The organism is Candidatus Thermodiscus eudorianus (genome assembly GCA_015521085.1).
In the GTDB taxonomy this organism is placed as follows: Archaea; Thermoproteota; Thermoprotei_A; order Sulfolobales; family Acidilobaceae; genus Thermodiscus; species Thermodiscus eudorianus.
In genome coordinates this window covers 84,025-100,474 of sequence record WAOW01000005.1, presented here as the reverse complement: position 1 = coordinate 100,474, position 16,450 = coordinate 84,025, and the positions used below count along the sequence as shown (strand labels likewise).

General features: G+C 49.7%; 19 protein-coding genes and 2 tRNA genes. 10 read left to right on the top strand and 11 right to left on the bottom strand.

Features of this window, described 5'->3' with window-relative positions; all coding sequences use genetic code 11:
- The first annotated feature begins 150 nt into the window (after positions 1-150).
- Positions 151-957 (top strand): ZIP family metal transporter, encoded by an 807-nt coding sequence (locus F7C38_03640; protein MCE4600638.1) that lies wholly within the window; start codon positions 151-153, stop codon positions 955-957.
- Between the two features lie 11 nt (positions 958-968).
- Here the strand turns inward: F7C38_03640 and F7C38_03635 are convergent.
- Positions 969-1,045, bottom strand: a tRNA-Ala gene (locus F7C38_03635).
- 163 nt (positions 1,046-1,208) lie between these two features.
- Here F7C38_03635 and F7C38_03630 point away from each other — a divergent pair.
- The 3 genes from F7C38_03630 (at position 1,209) to F7C38_03620 (ending at position 3,973) form a co-directional block, all read left to right on the top strand.
- Positions 1,209-2,450, top strand: coding sequence for an orc1/cdc6 family replication initiation protein (locus tag F7C38_03630; GenBank protein MCE4600637.1), 1,242 nt, complete (start codon positions 1,209-1,211; stop codon positions 2,448-2,450).
- Positions 2,434-2,988 carry a DUF99 family protein gene (locus F7C38_03625; GenBank protein ID MCE4600636.1) on the top strand — a complete coding sequence of 185 codons (555 nt, stop codon included), beginning with the start codon at positions 2,434-2,436 and terminating at the stop codon, positions 2,986-2,988. Before F7C38_03630 ends, F7C38_03625 begins: the two co-directional genes overlap by 17 nt.
- Positions 2,989-3,049: 61 nt before the next feature.
- Positions 3,050-3,973, top strand: a complete 924-nt coding sequence (locus tag F7C38_03620; GenBank protein MCE4600635.1) for a malate dehydrogenase — start codon at positions 3,050-3,052, stop codon at positions 3,971-3,973.
- An 18-nt stretch (positions 3,974-3,991) separates the two neighbouring features.
- Here F7C38_03620 and F7C38_03615 read toward each other — a convergent pair whose 3' ends face one another.
- Genes F7C38_03615 through F7C38_03600 form a run of 4 tightly spaced genes read right to left on the bottom strand, consistent with a single transcriptional unit; the run spans position 3,992 to position 7,265 of the window.
- A complete protein-coding gene (locus F7C38_03615; protein MCE4600634.1) occupies positions 3,992-4,258 on the bottom strand; it encodes a hypothetical protein in 267 nt (88 codons plus the stop codon).
- Positions 4,259-4,262: 4 nt separating this feature from the next.
- Positions 4,263-5,279: an AIR synthase family protein gene (locus tag F7C38_03610; GenBank protein MCE4600633.1), complete on the bottom strand. Its 1,017-nt coding sequence runs from the start codon at positions 5,277-5,279 to the stop codon at positions 4,263-4,265.
- A complete protein-coding gene (locus F7C38_03605) occupies positions 5,260-6,252 on the bottom strand; it encodes a methionine synthase (protein ID MCE4600632.1) in 993 nt (330 codons plus the stop codon). Before F7C38_03605 ends, F7C38_03610 begins: the two co-directional genes overlap by 20 nt.
- 5 nt (positions 6,253-6,257) lie before the next feature.
- Positions 6,258-7,265: a hypothetical protein gene (locus F7C38_03600; GenBank protein MCE4600631.1), complete on the bottom strand. Its 1,008-nt coding sequence runs from the start codon at positions 7,263-7,265 to the stop codon at positions 6,258-6,260.
- Positions 7,266-7,421: 156 nt separating this feature from the next.
- Between F7C38_03600 and F7C38_03595 the strand changes: the two genes are divergently transcribed.
- From F7C38_03595 to F7C38_03580, 4 genes are all read left to right on the top strand, one after another.
- Positions 7,422-7,871, top strand: coding sequence for a transcriptional repressor (locus F7C38_03595; GenBank protein ID MCE4600630.1), 450 nt, complete (start codon positions 7,422-7,424; stop codon positions 7,869-7,871).
- 64 nt (positions 7,872-7,935) lie between these two features.
- Positions 7,936-8,013, top strand: a tRNA-Val gene (locus tag F7C38_03590).
- A gap of 107 nt (positions 8,014-8,120) precedes the next feature.
- Positions 8,121-8,303 (top strand): hypothetical protein, encoded by a 183-nt coding sequence (locus F7C38_03585; GenBank protein ID MCE4600629.1) that lies wholly within the window; start codon positions 8,121-8,123, stop codon positions 8,301-8,303.
- Positions 8,304-8,308: 5 nt separating this feature from the next.
- Complete coding sequence (locus tag F7C38_03580) at positions 8,309-8,713, top strand: PIN domain-containing protein (protein ID MCE4600628.1); 405 nt, start codon at positions 8,309-8,311, stop codon at positions 8,711-8,713.
- Positions 8,714-8,928: 215 nt separating this feature from the next.
- Here F7C38_03580 and F7C38_03575 read toward each other — a convergent pair whose 3' ends face one another.
- Positions 8,929-9,207 carry a DUF5615 family PIN-like protein gene (locus tag F7C38_03575; GenBank protein MCE4600627.1) on the bottom strand — a complete coding sequence of 93 codons (279 nt, stop codon included), beginning with the start codon at positions 9,205-9,207 and terminating at the stop codon, positions 8,929-8,931.
- Between the two features lie 63 nt (positions 9,208-9,270).
- Entirely contained in the window at positions 9,271-9,498 is a 228-nt protein-coding gene (locus F7C38_03570) for a DUF433 domain-containing protein (protein ID MCE4600626.1), read from the bottom strand.
- Positions 9,499-9,825: 327 nt separating this feature from the next.
- Between F7C38_03570 and F7C38_03565 the strand changes: the two genes are divergently transcribed.
- Positions 9,826-10,011, top strand: a complete 186-nt coding sequence (locus F7C38_03565) for a DUF104 domain-containing protein (protein ID MCE4600625.1) — start codon at positions 9,826-9,828, stop codon at positions 10,009-10,011.
- Positions 10,012-10,067: 56 nt separating this feature from the next.
- Positions 10,068-10,334, top strand: a complete 267-nt coding sequence (locus tag F7C38_03560) for a type II toxin-antitoxin system PemK/MazF family toxin (GenBank protein ID MCE4600624.1) — start codon at positions 10,068-10,070, stop codon at positions 10,332-10,334.
- 608 nt (positions 10,335-10,942) lie between these two features.
- Here the strand turns inward: F7C38_03560 and F7C38_03555 are convergent.
- The 4 genes from F7C38_03555 to F7C38_03540 all read right to left on the bottom strand — a co-directional run bounded on the left by F7C38_03555 (position 10,943) and on the right by F7C38_03540 (position 16,363).
- Positions 10,943-11,407, bottom strand: a complete 465-nt coding sequence (locus tag F7C38_03555; protein ID MCE4600623.1) for a hypothetical protein — start codon at positions 11,405-11,407, stop codon at positions 10,943-10,945.
- A gap of 105 nt (positions 11,408-11,512) precedes the next feature.
- Entirely contained in the window at positions 11,513-12,655 is a 1,143-nt protein-coding gene (locus F7C38_03550; GenBank protein MCE4600622.1) for an ABC transporter ATP-binding protein, read from the bottom strand.
- A 6-nt stretch (positions 12,656-12,661) separates the two neighbouring features.
- On the bottom strand, positions 12,662-13,627 hold the full coding sequence (locus F7C38_03545; protein ID MCE4600621.1) for an ABC transporter ATP-binding protein: 966 nt from the start codon (positions 13,625-13,627) through the stop codon (positions 12,662-12,664).
- Between the two features lie 114 nt (positions 13,628-13,741).
- The gene (locus F7C38_03540) at positions 13,742-16,363 is read right to left on the bottom strand and encodes an ABC transporter substrate-binding protein (protein ID MCE4600620.1); all 2,622 of its coding nucleotides are present in this window, start codon (positions 16,361-16,363) and stop codon (positions 13,742-13,744) included.
- Between the last annotated feature and the right edge of the window lie 87 nt (positions 16,364-16,450).

The window sequence follows — 16,450 nt, the reverse complement described above, 5'->3', positions numbered from 1 at the left end:
TGTGCGGGGCACGATGCGCCTTTTACTATTTGGGAAGAGCTATTACGGAGAGCGTTAGGGCTATTTGCTTGCTTGACTATAGATTGTTGGATAAGACGGTTGAAGTGTTAGGTCTCTAGCTTGATACTGTTGAGGGGGTGTCGGTAGGGCGTGGCTAGTCCGCTGGTAGAACAGGTTATAGCGGCAAGCGGAGGCGACCCTCTAAGATTGTCGCTTTATATGTCATCTGTAGCCATGGCGCTAACCACCTTGGGGGGCCTAGGAGTATTGTTTGCGGGCGACTTGAGGGACCCTCGCAGGTTCTCTCTGTTGATCGACCTCGGACTGGGATTCAGCTCGGGGGTTATGCTTGTAGCGAGCTTTACAAGCCTCCTGCTTCCCTCTATCGAGTCCTACGGCGTCACGGCTCCGCTCTTGGGCTTGGCCCTCGGGGCTCTAGTAATCCATGTTATAAACATGGTCGTTCCACACGAGCACTTCGTTAAGGGATATGAGGGACCCGCAGCCGGGATTAGGAAGCTTAAGGCCGCATGGCTCGTAGCCTTCGCTATAATAATACACAACCTGCCGGAAGGGCTCTCGATCGGAGCCGCAAGCAGCTACTCTGGAGTAAACGGTGTAACCATCGGGCTGGCCATTGCAATCCAAGACATACCAGAGGGGTTGGCCGTTAGTATCCCCGTCTATGCATCGACGGGTAGCACGTGGAAGGGGATATTCTATGCATGGCTCAGCGGCTTCTCAGAGGTCCTCACAGCTCTCCCGGCGGCTGCACTTTCCAAGTACTCGATAATACTTCTCCCATACATGATGGGGTTCGGGGCAGGAGCAATGATCTATGTTGTCAGCCACGAGGCACTACCCGAGACCCACAGGAGTGGACATGAGGATAAGGCTACGCTCTCGTTCTTTGCTGGATTCATCGTGATGCTGATCCTGGATACACTCCTGGGCTGAGAAAGAGGGAATGGTGGACCGGCCGGGATTTGAACCCGGGGCCTCCCGGATGCCAACCGGGCGCTCTTCCAGGCTGAGCTACCGGCCCAACCCCTCTAGGGTCCGGTGAATACCTATCTATCGGCCCGGGGTTTTAAAGTCTCTGGATTACCGCTATGCTACCCGCTGGACTATAATACCGGGTTAACCCCCATTATACCCTCTATAGGCATTACTTCCTATGGATCATGTGGAGCCGTGGGGTCCAGGGGATGAGTAGAGTTATAGACGATATCTTCGAAGCCGCGGTGAAGTCGAGGATCTTTAGGAACAGGGAAAAGCTACTGCCCGATTACGTCCCCGACGTCCTCCCTCATAGAGACGAGGAGATCAAGCGTTTAGCGATGGTCCTCGCCCCTAGCCTGCGAGGGGAGAAGCCCAACAACGTGTTCATTTACGGGCTAACTGGGACCGGTAAGACCGCTGTTACCAGGCTCGTGTTGAGGAAGCTAGTGGAGAAATCCGCTAGAGCTGATAGCCGGGTCATCCCCGTGTATGTTAACGTGAGGCACCGCGACACTCCCTATAGAGTGATCGCTGACATAGCCGAGGGGATAGGCCTGAGGGTGCCCTTTACAGGGCTCTCGGTGGGAGAGGTTTATCGGCGTGTGGTTAACAGGCTTAATAGAAGGCCGGGCGTCTACATAGTCGTCCTCGACGAGATCGACTTCCTGGTTAGGAGACACGGAGACGACCTCCTTTATAAACTGACTAGGATCAACGAGGACCTATCCCGGTCCAGGGTCTCGTTAATCGGGATAACTAATAGCACGACACTCATCGATAATTTAGACCCACGGGTCAAGAGTAGCCTGGGAGAGGAAGAGATAGTCTTCCCACCGTACAATGCCGAGCAACTAGAGGATATACTGAGAGATAGAAGCAGGGATGCCTTCTATCCAGGCGTCCTCGACGACGATGTCATCCCACTATGCGCAGCGCTTGCCGCAAGAGAGCATGGAGACGCGAGGAGAGCCCTAGACCTACTTAGGGTTGCAGGAGAGATAGCCGAGAGGAGCGGAGATAAGATCGTCACGAAGAGACACGTAATGACCGCCCGGATGGAAATTGAGAAGGATAGGGTTGCAGAGGTTGTTAAAACCCTGCCCCTCCATGGGAAACTAGTGCTAGCTGCCGCAGCTATAGCGACCCTAGGCGGGAGGAGGAGGGCCACAACCGGCGATGTCTACGACGGGTATAGACGGCTTGTGGCTGAGGCTCAGTTAGAGGAGGTGACTTTTAGGAGGGTCTCAGGAATTATAGCAGAGTTGGATATGCTGGGTATCCTGAGGACGCGGACCATTAGCAGGGGTAGATACGGGAAGACTAGGATAATTGAATTAGCAGCCGATCCCCAGGCGATAATAGGCGTCCTCTCGAACGACCTTGACCTGGAGGAACTCCGGGGATTGCTGAGGGAGCGGATAGTTGGTAAGGGTGATAGCCTGCGATGACGGTGTGGTGAAGAAGCTTGGCGAGGGCGTGACGATTGCCACTTGCCTCTCGTGGTCGAGCGAGGATGGGTTAGAGGATCTGGCGTTTCTACCTGTGCACGTGGATGGACTTGACGCTTCTGCTATATTATCTTACCTCGTGACGGTCGTCTCTCCTGGGAGGATGGCTGACGCTATACTCTTGGATAGCCTTACGATCGCCGGGTTCAACGTGGTATCTCCTGATACCCTATATAGGGCTAGGCGGGTCCCTGTGGTGGTAGTGTATACGTACAGGCCCAGCTATCGTAGGCTCTCTAGGGGTCTGGAGGCGAGCGGCCTTCCTCTAAGGAGTGTTAGATCGAGGATCCTTCGGTTAGTCGACGACTATACGCGGATTTGTACCCCGTTGGGCGAGTTGTTTATAGTGGCCTGGCGGGCTTCTATCGAGGATGCACGGAGGATTGTAGTAGAGGCCCAGGGCAGGGATAGGAAGCCTATTCCACTCCGGCTAGCGCACTATATTTCCTCGGCCCTATCAAGGATTATATACGATTAGTGGCAACGTGTATTATCCCAGACGACTACATCATTCTATACGAGACGCGAGGTGTACTGCTGTGATAACCATTATAGGCGCCGGGAAAGTCGGTACTAGCGCCGCTGCCTTCATGATGCTCAAGGAACTCGATGACATACTCCTCATCGATATAATACCAAACAAGCCGCAGGGCGAAGCCCTAGACCTAGGCCACGCCGCATCGATCCTAGGCATAAGCGTTGACATAAGTGGTTCCAACGACTTCAAAGACATGGCTGGCAGCGACGTGGTCGTCGTAACAGCTGGATTCCCAAGGAAGCCTGGAATGACTAGAGAAGAGTTGCTAAGCAAGAACGCGGGAGTGATAGCAGACATAGCCGAGAAGATAAAAGAGTACGCGCCAAACAGCATCGTGCTGCTCACAACAAACCCGCTCGACGCGATGACTTATGTAATGTACAAGAAGCTAGGCTTCCCGAGGGAGAGAGTTATTGGATTCAGCGGCGTACTAGACGCTGGCCGGCTAGCATACTACGCTTCAAAGAAGCTCAAGGTTAGCCCCGCCAGCATAGTCCCAGTCGTGCTGGGAATGCACGGCCAAGCCATGTTCCCAGTGCCACGTCTCTCAACAGTGCTGGGCGTCCCGTTAACAGAGCTCCTCTCCGATGAGGAGATAGAGGACATCAGGACTCAGACCGTCAAAGCAGGAGCAACCATAACCGAGCTAAGAGGATACAGTAGCAACTACGGGCCCGGGGCAGGACTAGCAGTAATGGTAGAGTCCATAAAGAGGGACCAAAAGAAGGCGTTCATCGCGAGCGCCTACCTGAAGGGCGAGTACGGCTTCAACGACATAGTCCTTGAGGTACCCTTGGTCCTGGGCAAGTCCGGGATAGAGAGGATCCTAGAACTACCATTGACCGACGAGGAGAAGAAAGGGCTTGCAGAGAGTGCCGCCGCCGTTAAAAAGCTCATCGACGCGTTACCCGAGGAGTTTAAATAAACATAAACACTACCTTTTTTACTCAACCGGCCTAGCGTTTAGGTATTTTACGGCCAAGAAATCTGTCTCCTGGGGATTGGCCTCGCGTAACCCCATACCCCTAGCCTTAGCCAAGTCCCTACAGGCGGCTTCTAGCATCTCCGCCTCGATAGGAAATATATTTTCCTCGTCGAACTCGATGAATATCGCATAGATACGTCTTCTCTCGTCGTAAACCACGTGTATACATGGTGGGTTATCGCATTGGAGTGTTCTCCTCGGTTCACTTCCACGCTTTTTCTTCAACTTGCTACACCCAGAACCTCGATATCTCGTCGACTGGCGGCTCCTTTAATTCTACGACCCGACCGTCTTCCACTAGCCTGACCCGGGGAGGACCCTCCTTAACGCGACCTATCACGCTAGCCTCGAAGCCGTGTGTTCTGGCCTCCTCAATAACATCGTCTAGATTACCCTTGGAGGTCGCCGCTATGAGGGTCCCACTACTTATGAGTCTCAGGGGGTCAAGTGAAAGAGCAGAGGTTACCGATCTAACTGCGTCTTCGACTATTATCTCGCTACGCCACACCTCGACCAATTTACCGGAAGCCAGGGCAAGCTCCACGAGACTACCAAGTATCCCTCCCTCCGTAGCATCATGCATGGAGTTTACCAGGCCCTTCTCAGCTAGGCTCAATGCTACGTTGATAATAGAAAGCCTCTCGCCCAGACTGACTGCCTTCTCTATAGTTTCCTCGCTGACCCCCCTCTGCAACAGTAGATCCCTGAAATCCCTGACGAGTATGGAAGCGCCCTCCCTAGCAGCAGAGCCGATCTGGACCACATAATCACCATCCCGCGCATTACCAGTGGGCACCAGGCATCTCTTACACGCGCAGCCCATCACGTAAACCGCTACTATCGGCTTCATTAACCCGGGAGTGTATTCTGTGTGCCCCCCGATTACCTCGATCCCTAGCTCCTCCGCCGCCCTACCTATTTCTTCTGCTAGATCCTCGACTAGACTCAGAGAATATCCCTTTGGGAGTAGTAGGAGGACCTGGGCCCATCGAGGTCTAGCCCCGGTTACTGCAACATCGTTTGAAGACACAACGACTGCTAGTCTACCTATACCGGATCCAGCCTCTGTTATCGGGTCTACGTGTGATACTAGGAAGCAGTTCCCTAGGTCTACCACGCCTGCGTCTTCGCCGGGACCTGGTCCTATGACTGTGGAGGGCCATCTAACGCCTCTTATCGAAGCGACTAGCTTGGCTAGTGCTGGGTAGGGTAGCTTTCCTATCTGGTTACCACTCTCTCCTGGCAATCCTAGCAGCCTCTACCATGTTTTTGAGCTTCATCCTCGCTATCTCCCGGGGCAGTCTTTTCAGTCCACAGTCGGGGTCTATGTAGATCTTCTCTGGGGGTAGTATCCCCAACTTCATTAGCTGGTTTATAGAGTCAACTATTTCCTCGACGGTCTCTATCTGCGTTGTATGAACGTCTATCACTCCATAGCCTAGTTCCTTGTCGAATCCGTATTCCTTTAGATAGGGTAGTAGGCGGAAGTCGCTGTTTTTGAATTCGAGGTCGAACTGGTCGACGGGATAGTCTAGTATGTAGGGTAGCACCTTCTCTATTCGTCCGAAACATATGTGTACTATCTTCTTAGCCTCTATACCTTTGAGCATGACTCTCAGGGCTTCTCCTAAAAGCTCTGCTTCCTCTTTCCAGGGTCTTGTTGAGAGGGCTGGTTCGTCTACTTGGATATACTTGGCGCCGGCATTGACTAACGCTTCTATTTCCTTTCTGAGCGCCTTTGCGAGTTCTATGAGTGCTTTGTACCTGTCACCGTAGTACAGGTCGAAGCTCCACTCAAGCATTGTGTAGGGACCCGTTAGGATACCCTTTACCGGGCGTCCCTGCGCATACTTAGAAGCTGTTTCCCAGTCGTCGAGGGTCATGGGCTTAGTCCACTGGACCCTTCCCGTTATGATGGGTTTCCTGAAGTACACGTTGTCGAAAATCTTGACCCATTCACCCGTCTTATAACCATCCATTATCTCTGCGAAGTAGACTACCATGTCTTCTCTGCTCTGCTCCCCGTCACTTATTATATCGACGCCTGCCCATATCTGGTCCTCCACAACGGTCTTAATAGCCTCTTCAATAAGCCTTCTAAACTCCTCCTTTCCAACCTCACCCTTCTTCTTCAACTTCAACGCCTTCGATGCCGGGGGCAGCTTAGGATAGCTACCCACGACCGTGGTCGGGAACTTCTCGGGTACCCTATACTCCATCCTTGTCACCTCCACATGTTTACCAGCTCGTGGCCGAGTCTCCTACTGTATTCCTCTAGGATATGGGCCAGTAGGAAGGTCTTCCTCAAACTGTATCTATATGGTATGAGGTCCATCCAAGTGGTAGTTGTTATAACGAGTTCCTCCGGATCACAACTCCTTTTGACCCGTTCTCCGCTAGACACAATCTTGTCCGGGTCATCATCATAGATCCTGCGGGCATCTATCAAGCCCAGTACAGGAGTATGGTCTCCGAGACCCTTGGATTCTAAGAGGCTCAGAGCCCTCTCTCCAACGTCCGCGACGTCAATCATCAAATACTTAGCCCGTACATCCAGTAACCTCTCATAGACTCTGGGTTGAGGCGCGTCGAAGTATAATGCGAGTATCGATGTGTCCTCGAAGCCATCTACGATCATGTTGACTAGGTCGACCGCCAGGGCAGCATCATCTACATCTGCATCTATAGAGGCTAGGAAGGGCTCATCTATCTGGACCATGCCAGCCCCGGCCTCCAGGGCTAATTCCACCTCCCTCCTCAACACGTAAGCTATCTTCTCAGCCAGCTCTGCATCGGAATACCCACTCCTGTTCTTGGATAGCTTTGTGAAGGTGACTGGCCCCGGGACAACTATCTTTAGCTTCGAGGGATCTGCCAGGAGAGCGTATTCCAGAACTCTCCTGGCTAAGACAGGCTCGATTATATCAGGTTCCCCCGTGAATACCGGGATCCTGTAGAAGAAGTTGTTGTCGAAGTAGCGTAGCAAACCATCGACCGCAACGTTCCTCCAGGACTCAACGAATGGACGGAATATGTCGTGCCAGTCTATCATTCCATCCACTACATAGTGGAATCCAGCGGCTTTCTGGACACCTATAATTTCACTGTGCGCCTTTACTAGGTCGATATTTGCCTCGGATAGTCTCTTGGATCCCCTCTCCTTATCTCTCAGGGCGTACCTGGCGTAACGGCCCCTGGGGTAGCCTCCGAGCACCATGCCCCAGATCTTCAATGTATCATCCTCTGTTATAGACCATCCCAGTAGGTGTTTTTGACAGTTACTATTGTGGTCATGCCGAGTGGTAGCGAGAATTCTCTACTATGTAGAAACAATTACACAAACTATATATCTACTAGCATAACATTCTCCAAATGGTGCAGTGACCTAATGAGCAGGTATCACGACGAGACCAGTGTAGAAAACATAGTGGGCATACTAGAGAAGCTCGGGCACAGGTTGACACCACAGAGAATAATAGTAGCTAAAATAATCCTTGACAACGTAAAGGATCATCCATCCTTCAAGGAAATACACCAGCTAGCCACAAAACAGTTACCCAGGCTAGGAGTATCAACAACCTACATGATCATGAAAATGCTAGAAGAGGCAGGAGTAATAACGACCTTCGAAGCAAACGGAGAAACCCACATAGACAGCCCACACCCCCATATAAACATCGTGTGCCAAGATACCGGCGAGATAAAAGACCTGGAAAACAATGAGTACACCAATGAAATAATCCAAGCAACCATACAAGAAGCAAACAGGCAAGGAATAAAAATAAGAAATCCAATTATAATCGTTAAAGCCGCTTGTAGCGAAGAAAGACAAGGCTAAGCCTATAAATCGACCAACCCTATAATCATTCAACCGGGCACGCCCACCACGAACAGGGGCGTGAGGGCCCGTCGTCTAGCCTGGTTAGGACGCCGCCCTCACACGGCGGAGGTCCGGGGTTCAAATCCCCGCGGGCCCACCACTTTGGGAACTTTCCATGTACTTCAAATATCTGAGCTTCGAGTAAAGGATATGAGGAGGCATTCCCTATCATAAGCTTGGGATGCGGAGTTGTCGGAGACTATTAAGGTGAAGAAGAGTATATATGATATCCTGGTTAGAATTGCAAGAGAGCAGGGCATGTCTACACCAGAGAAAGTGTTAGAAGAGTTAGTTCTCGAAAAAGCTGGTGTTCCCAGGGACATGTTTGGTATCGACAGGGGCAAGGTTAAGCCATACACGGAGAAGGATAGGATGGAAGATAGGGGATAAGCGATTTGCCTGTATATGATACATATGCGTGGATTGAGTATTTTAGAGGTAGTGAGAAGGGCGCTATCGTGAAGCGGCTTCTGGAGTCCCAGGAAGGATCTACTCCATCGATAGTACTAGCGGAAGTAGCTAGGAAATATAGAAGAGAAGGTTTCAATGAGGACGATATTCTAAAGAGGTTACTGTTTATTGTTGGCAAGACGGAAGTAGTAACAATCGATATAGAGATATCACTAAAAGCCTCCGAAATATATCTGGAACTATTAGAGCTATCTAAAAAGCTGAGGTTAAGGACACCTAGCCTAGCTGATGCTATAGTATATTCTATTGCAATGCTAAAGCAGGACAAACTAGTTACTGGAGATAAATTATTTAGAAATATGGAAAATGTTATTTATATTGGAGATTAGAAATAGAAGCAACTTGTTCCTCGTATAAATTAGTTGGACTTACGAGAGCCATGCATATCTGATGATAGATGATATCGGCTTGGATATTCCTCCTGCTATTATGTTTGGATTACATGCATACTCTGGATATGAACCTTTACATATCTATGTGTTCTCACACGGCAGAGAGATTTCGGGATTCAAATCCCCCCGGGTCCACCAAACTTTATCATTACCTATCTTAACGGAATTATCCTTACAGTGTTCCTACGAACTACAATTAGTTTGTCATAAGGATTCTCCACTGACTTGAGAGCGGAGATTATTCGATTTGTGATATACTCTGGATTCACAGGTCGAATTCGCATTAGCATGACGCCTGGCACGTTAGGATTAGTGAGGGCCATTCTTCCGAAGTCCTTGTCAAATGTTATAATTATTCTCTTTTCTTTTATTGAGAGTTGTACTACCTGCTCATCACTAATACCAGGATTTACTTCCCAGACGGATACCACGTCGTAGTTTAGGCTTCTGAGGGACTGTATGGTAGTTCTTGGAATGTTTCGTCGGCCAGGATTTTAGGCTTTGACGACAACTTCCTCCCTCAGCACTCTAGCAGCGTATCTCACTGCCGCTAACACATCCTCCCGCGTGAGGTGTGGGTACTCCTTTAGTATATCGTCAATTGACCATCCGCTAGCGATAAGCTCTAGTATAAAGTAGACGGGGATTCTTGACCCTTTTATAACAGGCTTGCCACCCATAATTTTCGGGTTAACAACTATTCTCTCTTCAGCACCAGCCATCGGCTCCTACCCATGTTGTACCTGGTAAACTCAGCTAACTTAAACCTAGCTTTATTACTGTAACTAGTTTATGCATATCTGATGGTAAATGATATCTAAAATGATATCATTGCTGCTATTATTTTTAGACTCCATGCATATCTGTTATATGAATTTGTTGCATATCTATGAGCTCCCGCACGGTAGAGGCTGCGGGGGTTCAAACCCACAGACACACTATCAGACATAAATATCGCATTAGCTCCCGCATCATTATCAAAATTAGAGAATAGTTTAGGCTAACTTGATTACCCTCCTATAGCAGCAGTAACATGTGGGTCTTCGAAGATGTCTGAGGTAGAGGGTATTGTTAAGGGCGGTGTGATTATTCCGCTTAAGCCCTTAACGGAGCTTGAAGGTAAGAAGGTCAAGATAAAGATAGTCGAAGTTGAGGGCGTCGATGCAGAGAAGCTCTACTCCTATCTTAGGCTTTTAAGGGAGGGTGAAGATGTCGAAGAACTCTTCGAAATATAGGCTAAGGAGATATTGTTGTCCTAGAGCTTCCCTTCACAGACTTACTAGGCTCTAAACTGAGACCGGTCTTAGTATTAAATGCAGTAGACTTAGACGATGATATGATAGTGGCGAAGATAACCGGCTCCTCTGGCCTGCATAGAATACCGATAACGCAATTAGACTTAGCTATTGGTCGTTTAAAGAAGGAGCCAAGCTATATAGACTGTTCAAGCATCTTTACGGCGGAGAAGAAATTAGTTGTGAAGGCCGCTGGCAGGCTTGCTGAAGAGTCTCTACTTAAGGTTAAGGAGGAATTAAGAAATATTTTTGACTTAAAGTAAAGAATCCTCTAACTCTTGGGGCGGAGGACTCTATCTAGCAATCATTCATAACGCATGGTTGTTAATATCAATCTGGATATCCATAATGCTAAAATGTGAACTTTATACATATCTATGTGTTCTCACACGGCGGAGGTCCGGGGTGCAAATCCCTGGGCCTGGTAAAGGATGTGAGGAGGTGTTTCGTACAGGAGCTTTGAGATGTGGAATTGTCAGAGACTATTAAGGCGAAGAAGAGTCTCTACGAGATTCTAGTTAGAATCGCAAAAGAGCGGGGCACATATCTACATCCGTCGTGAGGTAGCTCCTGGATTCCCAGGAAGGATATACTCCTTTAATTGTCTCTAGCTAAAATAGCTAGGAAGTATAGGAGAGATGGTTTCGATGAGAACGGTATTCTAAAGAGGTTATTGTTTATTGTTAGCGAGCCAGAAATAGTAGCTATTGTAGTCCTGCAACTCCCTCCTTCTGGATCCTCTCGGAGTTACTGGGCTCTGAACTAAGGCCGGTTTTGAAATTAAATTAAATATGGTAGTAGAAAAGAGAATAGGGAGTTGCATTTGTAATACTTGAGTATGGGATCTGATAGTGGTTGTTCTAGGTTTTGCCTATACTCGTAGGAGGTCTTGTTCTTCATCGTGGCTCTCGCACTTCCCCACAATAATCACATAATTATAATTATTATAATTTATTATAAATATAATATATCTGTCGTCGTTCGTCTTCCTGACCTCAATGCTAACGGATTCTTTGAGCAGCGATAGGACACTTCCGATTTCGTGGAGCGGGAATGCATGCTTATCCTTGCGCTCTCTGGACTGCATTGTGGTTAGAGGGTATGGCTGCGACTCGTCTATTATCTTTTCGACCGCTTCTTTGTCTGTGACTAGGGTTGTGCAGTCGCCTATTCTCAGGCCTGGGTATTTTTCTCCGGCTAATTCTATTGTTGTTAGCCCGATAGGCCTGTAATGGCATATAATGTGCCCTGTATCGGGGTCTAAGGCTGCGTGGATCTCCATCAGGTTCTCTATTACGATGTGTGGTATATACGATGCTTCCCTGTTTATCTTCACCCTCTCGACCCCCAGGGAAACATTTACATGGGCTTTCTATAGAAATACTGTTGGGGGCTGATGAAGTATACTCCCCAGCCCGACCGGCTAGTGGGGATAATTCCTTTAACTGAGGCCCGATCCCGTGGCAGCCCGTCTAACGGCTTCATGTAGCCAGCATGCAACATAGTGGTCTTTCTTAACCTCAGCTAGTGGAGGCTCCTTGACTGGGCATAGCTTGGCGATCTCACTCTTCTTCTCTGCCTCCGCATCATAGCTTAGGCAGCGTGGATGGAACCTGCAGCCGGGTGGTATGTTTATCGCGTTTGGTACTTCTCCTTTCACGGGGAGCTCTCTGTAGCCTATCCTGTTTGAGGGGTCCGGATCTGGTATAGCCGCTATTAGCGCCCTTGTGTAGGGGTGTAGGGGGTCTGCGATGACCTCTCTTGCATCGCCTAGCTCCACTATCTTGCCTAGGTACATTACGGCGATTCTATCGCATATGTAGCGGGCGACTGCTAGGTCGTGTGTAATGAATATGTATGATACCCCGGTGGTTTTCCTGAGGTCTAGCAGGACCTCCAGGATCTCTGCCCTTATGGATACGTCGAGCATCGACACCGGTTCATCAGCTACTATTAGCCTTGGATTTGATATTATGGCCCTGGCTATCGCTACTCTCTGCCTTTGTCCTCCGCTCAGCTGGTGGGGATACCTGTCTATGAAGTCTGATGCGGGGGTTAGCTTTACGCCTTCAAGTGTTTTAGCTATCAGCTCTAGTCTCTCCTCCTTCGAACCCCCTATTCCGTGGACTAGGAGCGGTTCCTCTAGGATGTCTTTGACCCTGAACCTGGGATTCAGGCTCCCATAGGGGTCCTGGTATATCATCTGTATATCTCTCCTGATGGGCTTGTATCTCTTCTCCGGCAGGGATAATATCTCGACCCAGCCTCCATCGCTGGGTCTTACGCCCAGCTTCTCAAGCCTCTCTAGGGTTACCTCTCTCGGCTTGAAGAACGCCTTTCCCTTTGTTATAGGAACCAGTTTCATCAGAGCCTTACCGGTGGTTGTCTTCCCACACCCGCTCTCGCCTACTAGGCAGAAGATCTCCCTCTCCCTTAAATTGAAGGATACGCCATCAACTGCCCTCACGAACAGCTTTGATTTTCCTGTTATTACATCGATTATCCCACGCCTAACCGGGAACCACACGTGTAGGTCATGTACCCTTAGTATCTCCTCTCCCAGCTCTATACGATAGAAGCTCAACTACACTCACCTCCTAGAGTGAAGCCAGCATGCAACCCAGTGGCCCTTCTCTACCTCCTCGAATGGGGGCTCGTCCTTGTCACAGGGCTCGAACTTCCTCGGGCACCGGGGGTGGAACCTGCATCCTTGCGGAGGTCTCCGGAGATCGGGTGGGGTGCCAGGTATATACTCTAGCTTGTGAATATCACCTTTGAGTCTAGGCACGGCTCTTATTAGGGCCTGTGTATAGGGGTGTAGCGGTTTCTCGAATATCTCCTCGGCTTTACCGTACTCGACTATCTTACCCGCGTACATTACCGCTATTTTCTCCGATAACTCAGTTACTACCCCAAGGTCGTGTGTTATCAGGATTATGCTTATCCCCTTCTCCCTATGCAGCTTCTTCATCAGATTTAGTATCTGTGCTTGGACGACTACGTCGAGAGCGGTTGTAGGCTCGTCTGCTATCACTATGTCGGGCTCCATGGCTATGGCCATGGCAATAACTATCCTCTGCTTCTGGCCCCCGGATAACTCGTGGGGGTACCTGTCTAGGATTTCGGGGGGAAGCCCAACTGCCTCGACCAGCTCCTTAGCCTTCTCCAGTGCTTCCTCTCTCTCCAGGTTTAGGTGGTGTGTTAGCGGCTCTATTATCTGGTCTCCGACCTTGTATACGGGGTTTAGCGCGTTCATAGCCCCCTGGAATATCATGCTTATCTTCCTCCACCTTATCTTCCTCCTAACCTCCGACTCGCTCATTTTCGTGATGTCCATTCCGTCGATCTTTATCGACCCGCTCATGATTTTACCTGGTGGTGGTACTAGCTTCATTAGACTCCATGCTAGGGTGCTCTTTCCACATCCGCTTTCACCGACTATTCCGAGGGTTTCTCCTTTGTTGAGTTTCAGCGAGACGCCATCTACTGCTCGTACTACTCCTCTGAGCGTGAAGAAGTATGTTCTTAGGTTGTTCACCTCCAGCACTGTTGACATCCTAGCTCTCACCGGTAGAGGGTTTAACCGGGGTAATGTAAGTTTACTGGATAGGGATAAATGTGTGAGGGGTTTAGAAAAAATAAGTTTATAATAAAAGAAATATTATTTGGTCTACTTTCTCAGATAATAATACGCTGCAGCTAGTATTATTATTACTATTATTATTGCTGCTATCGTGGTTCCACTGACTCCTCCAGCAGCCGTGGTTGTGGTGGTTGTAGTCGTAGTAGTGGTCGGCTGCGGTGCAGCGGTCGTGGTGGTTGTAGTCGTAGTAGTGGTTGTACTGGTGGTCGTTGTTGTAGTGGTTGTGGTGGTTGTAGTCGTAGTAGTGGTCGGCTGCGGCTTTACTAGATGGACTACCTGACTGTCGAGTCCAGGGTTGGAGTATCCCTTCGGGTAGATCATCACGCTTAGCTGGTAGTAGCCCTCAGGCATGTCCTGTGGTAGTACCACCTGGAACTGGCCAGGTGCTGTCTGGGTGAACTTCAGGAATATGGAGTCGAACGTGTCAAGGTTTATCAGTACTGCGAATGGCTCTACATCATCCATTGTAGCTGGCTGTCCGTTGACCTCTACGGTTATCGTCGCAACTATACTGCCTGCAGTGTTAGGCGTCACCGGTAATACGGTTGTTGATATTGACACGCTCTTGGGCTGTAGCTCCTGGTAGAGCTTTGCTGGGTCGAGTGGGAACGCGCTCCACCTCTTGAGTGTTACCTGGTCGTTCACGCTATCATAGCTCTCTAGATAGTAGGGTCCCTCTCCGATCAGTAGGTGGTTGTACTCGTTAGCGAATGCTATTAGGTTGTTGACTCTCTGCCTCCATTCGTCTAGTGTTAGTAGGCCCATGTTGATTAGGTCCTGGACCCATGATGGCTGTGGGTTGTCGGTCGCGTTCTGTATTAGCTGGACCATCTTCTCTACCTGTGTCGGGTCTATCAGGTGCACTGCGTAGATGCCCTGGTCTGGGTTCTGGCTCCTGTAGTCCCATACGTAGTTGGGGCTGCTCCTTACTAGTAGGTCCATGGCAGCTAGTAGCTCTAGTGGAGTGACGCTCCATCTGTCGGCTGTGGCAGCTACGATTCCTGGGTCTATGTGGTCGTAGTCTGTGTAGACAGCTATTGCAGTCTCGTTGATTATCTTCACGGCTTTGAGCGTTGAGAGTGTTGTGGCGTAGTTCCTAGCGACTCTCTTCTCGAACCACGGGTCTTGCGTTGTGTTGGTGCTGGTGTCCGTACCCCACTCGAATATCACGGCTAGTGGTGCTATCAAGTCTGCTAGGGTCATTTGGGTGTTGTCGTGGAATGTGACTTGTGGTAGTATCTTGTAGTTTAGTATGACTTCGTTGGCCACCTTCTCTCCGGCTACTCCTGCCTCAGCGGCTGTCACGAACTTGTGCTGGGCTGGGTCATAGAGTATTGCGTCGTCGGGGATTGTCGCGTTCTTCTCTACCTTCCACGTTGTGCTGCCAAGTGGGCTCCAGCCTGGCTGTCCGTCGGTTATCCTTGACTGTACTCCGAATGGGAAGTATACCGCTGCCCTGACTGCTATTGCGCTATACATGTCGGCGAATCCGCCTACTGGGTTCCATACCCATCCTTCCTTGTAGACGTACCTGTTGCTGAACTTGACGGTGTCGCCCTTGGAGTATTGTAGGCTGACATAGGTGAACTCGTTCCATGGTGTGGCCTTGGGGCTCTGGACTATGCCGCCTAGGTCCTTTGAGACGACTAGGATGTCAGCTGTCTGTACTATGAATATCCTTATGGACTCCTGGAAGCCCATCCATACGCCCTCGTTTATCATCTGCCAGAACTGGTCTTCGCTCGTGTAGTTGCCAGTGTCTAGCCACTCTCCGAGCTTGTCCAGGGTCTTGTTCTGGTAGTCGCCGCCCCAGGATACGTCTGGGACGCCACCCCAGTATCCGGTGTAGAACCACACGAAGTTACCGTAGTCGTACTTGGTCATTCCGGTGATTCCCCAGCCCTCAGTGTAGATCTGCCACTCACAGGCGCTCGGGTCTCCGTAGTAGACTAGCTGGATTGCTCCGCTGAAGTCCTTGTAGAGGTAGTCTACGGTTAGTCCTACCTCTTCTAGCTTGTGTGCCACGAGTTCTCCTATGTCCTTTCTCTGGTCCTCGACCCTGATGACGAACTTCACGGTAACCGGCTGTCCATTGTAGTACCACTTACCGTCGTTGCCCTTGGTTGCTCCTAGTTCTTGTAGTGCTTCTGCTAATAGTTGCTTACCGTACTCCTCGCCCTTGTTCTCGATTAGGAACTGTATCTTTAGGGCTGTTCCTACTAGGTATGGGTAGTCTGGATCATTGGGTATCCATGGTATGTACTGTGGTATTCCGAAGCCCTTGAATATGTTTGCTACGATGTCGCTTCTCGGCACTAGGAACTGTAGTGCGAACCTGGCCTTTCTGTTTACGAAAATGTTTAGGCTCCCGTCACTGCAGTGGTTGGGGTTGAGTAGTAGGTTGTCCATTCCGCTGTATGGTGTTATTAGGTCGAATCCAGCGTCCTTTAGCCTCATTGCGGCGTCTGGGTCGCCTATCGGGAATAGTCTTGCCTGTGTATCGCCCGTTAGTAGGCTCCCTATAGCGTTGGTGTCCTCCTCTATCCTCTTCGTTATGATCGTTTGCACGTATTGCGCGCTGCTAACTAGCCCGGCTGCGACTGGTATTACGAATAATGCTATCATTATTAGTGCTACCGCCTTCTTCAAACACATCTCACCCTATGATTATTCGGTCATAGTAACATTATCGTGGGAAGGGCTTTATAAAGTATTTGGAATACCACCAATCATTAA

Coding starts and splice junctions, on each gene's coding strand:
- F7C38_03630 (MCE4600637.1), top strand. CDS start 1,209: ATGAGTAGAGTTATAGACGATATCTTCGAAGCCGCGGTGAAGTCGAGG.
- F7C38_03605 (MCE4600632.1), bottom strand. CDS start 6,252: ATGGAGTATAGGGTACCCGAGAAGTTCCCGACCACGGTCGTGGGTAGC.
- F7C38_03595 (MCE4600630.1), top strand. CDS start 7,422: ATGAGCAGGTATCACGACGAGACCAGTGTAGAAAACATAGTGGGCATA.
- F7C38_03570 (MCE4600626.1), bottom strand. CDS start 9,498: ATGGCTGGTGCTGAAGAGAGAATAGTTGTTAACCCGAAAATTATGGGT.
- F7C38_03565 (MCE4600625.1), top strand. CDS start 9,826: ATGTCTGAGGTAGAGGGTATTGTTAAGGGCGGTGTGATTATTCCGCTT.
- F7C38_03545 (MCE4600621.1), bottom strand. CDS start 13,627: ATGTCAACAGTGCTGGAGGTGAACAACCTAAGAACATACTTCTTCACG.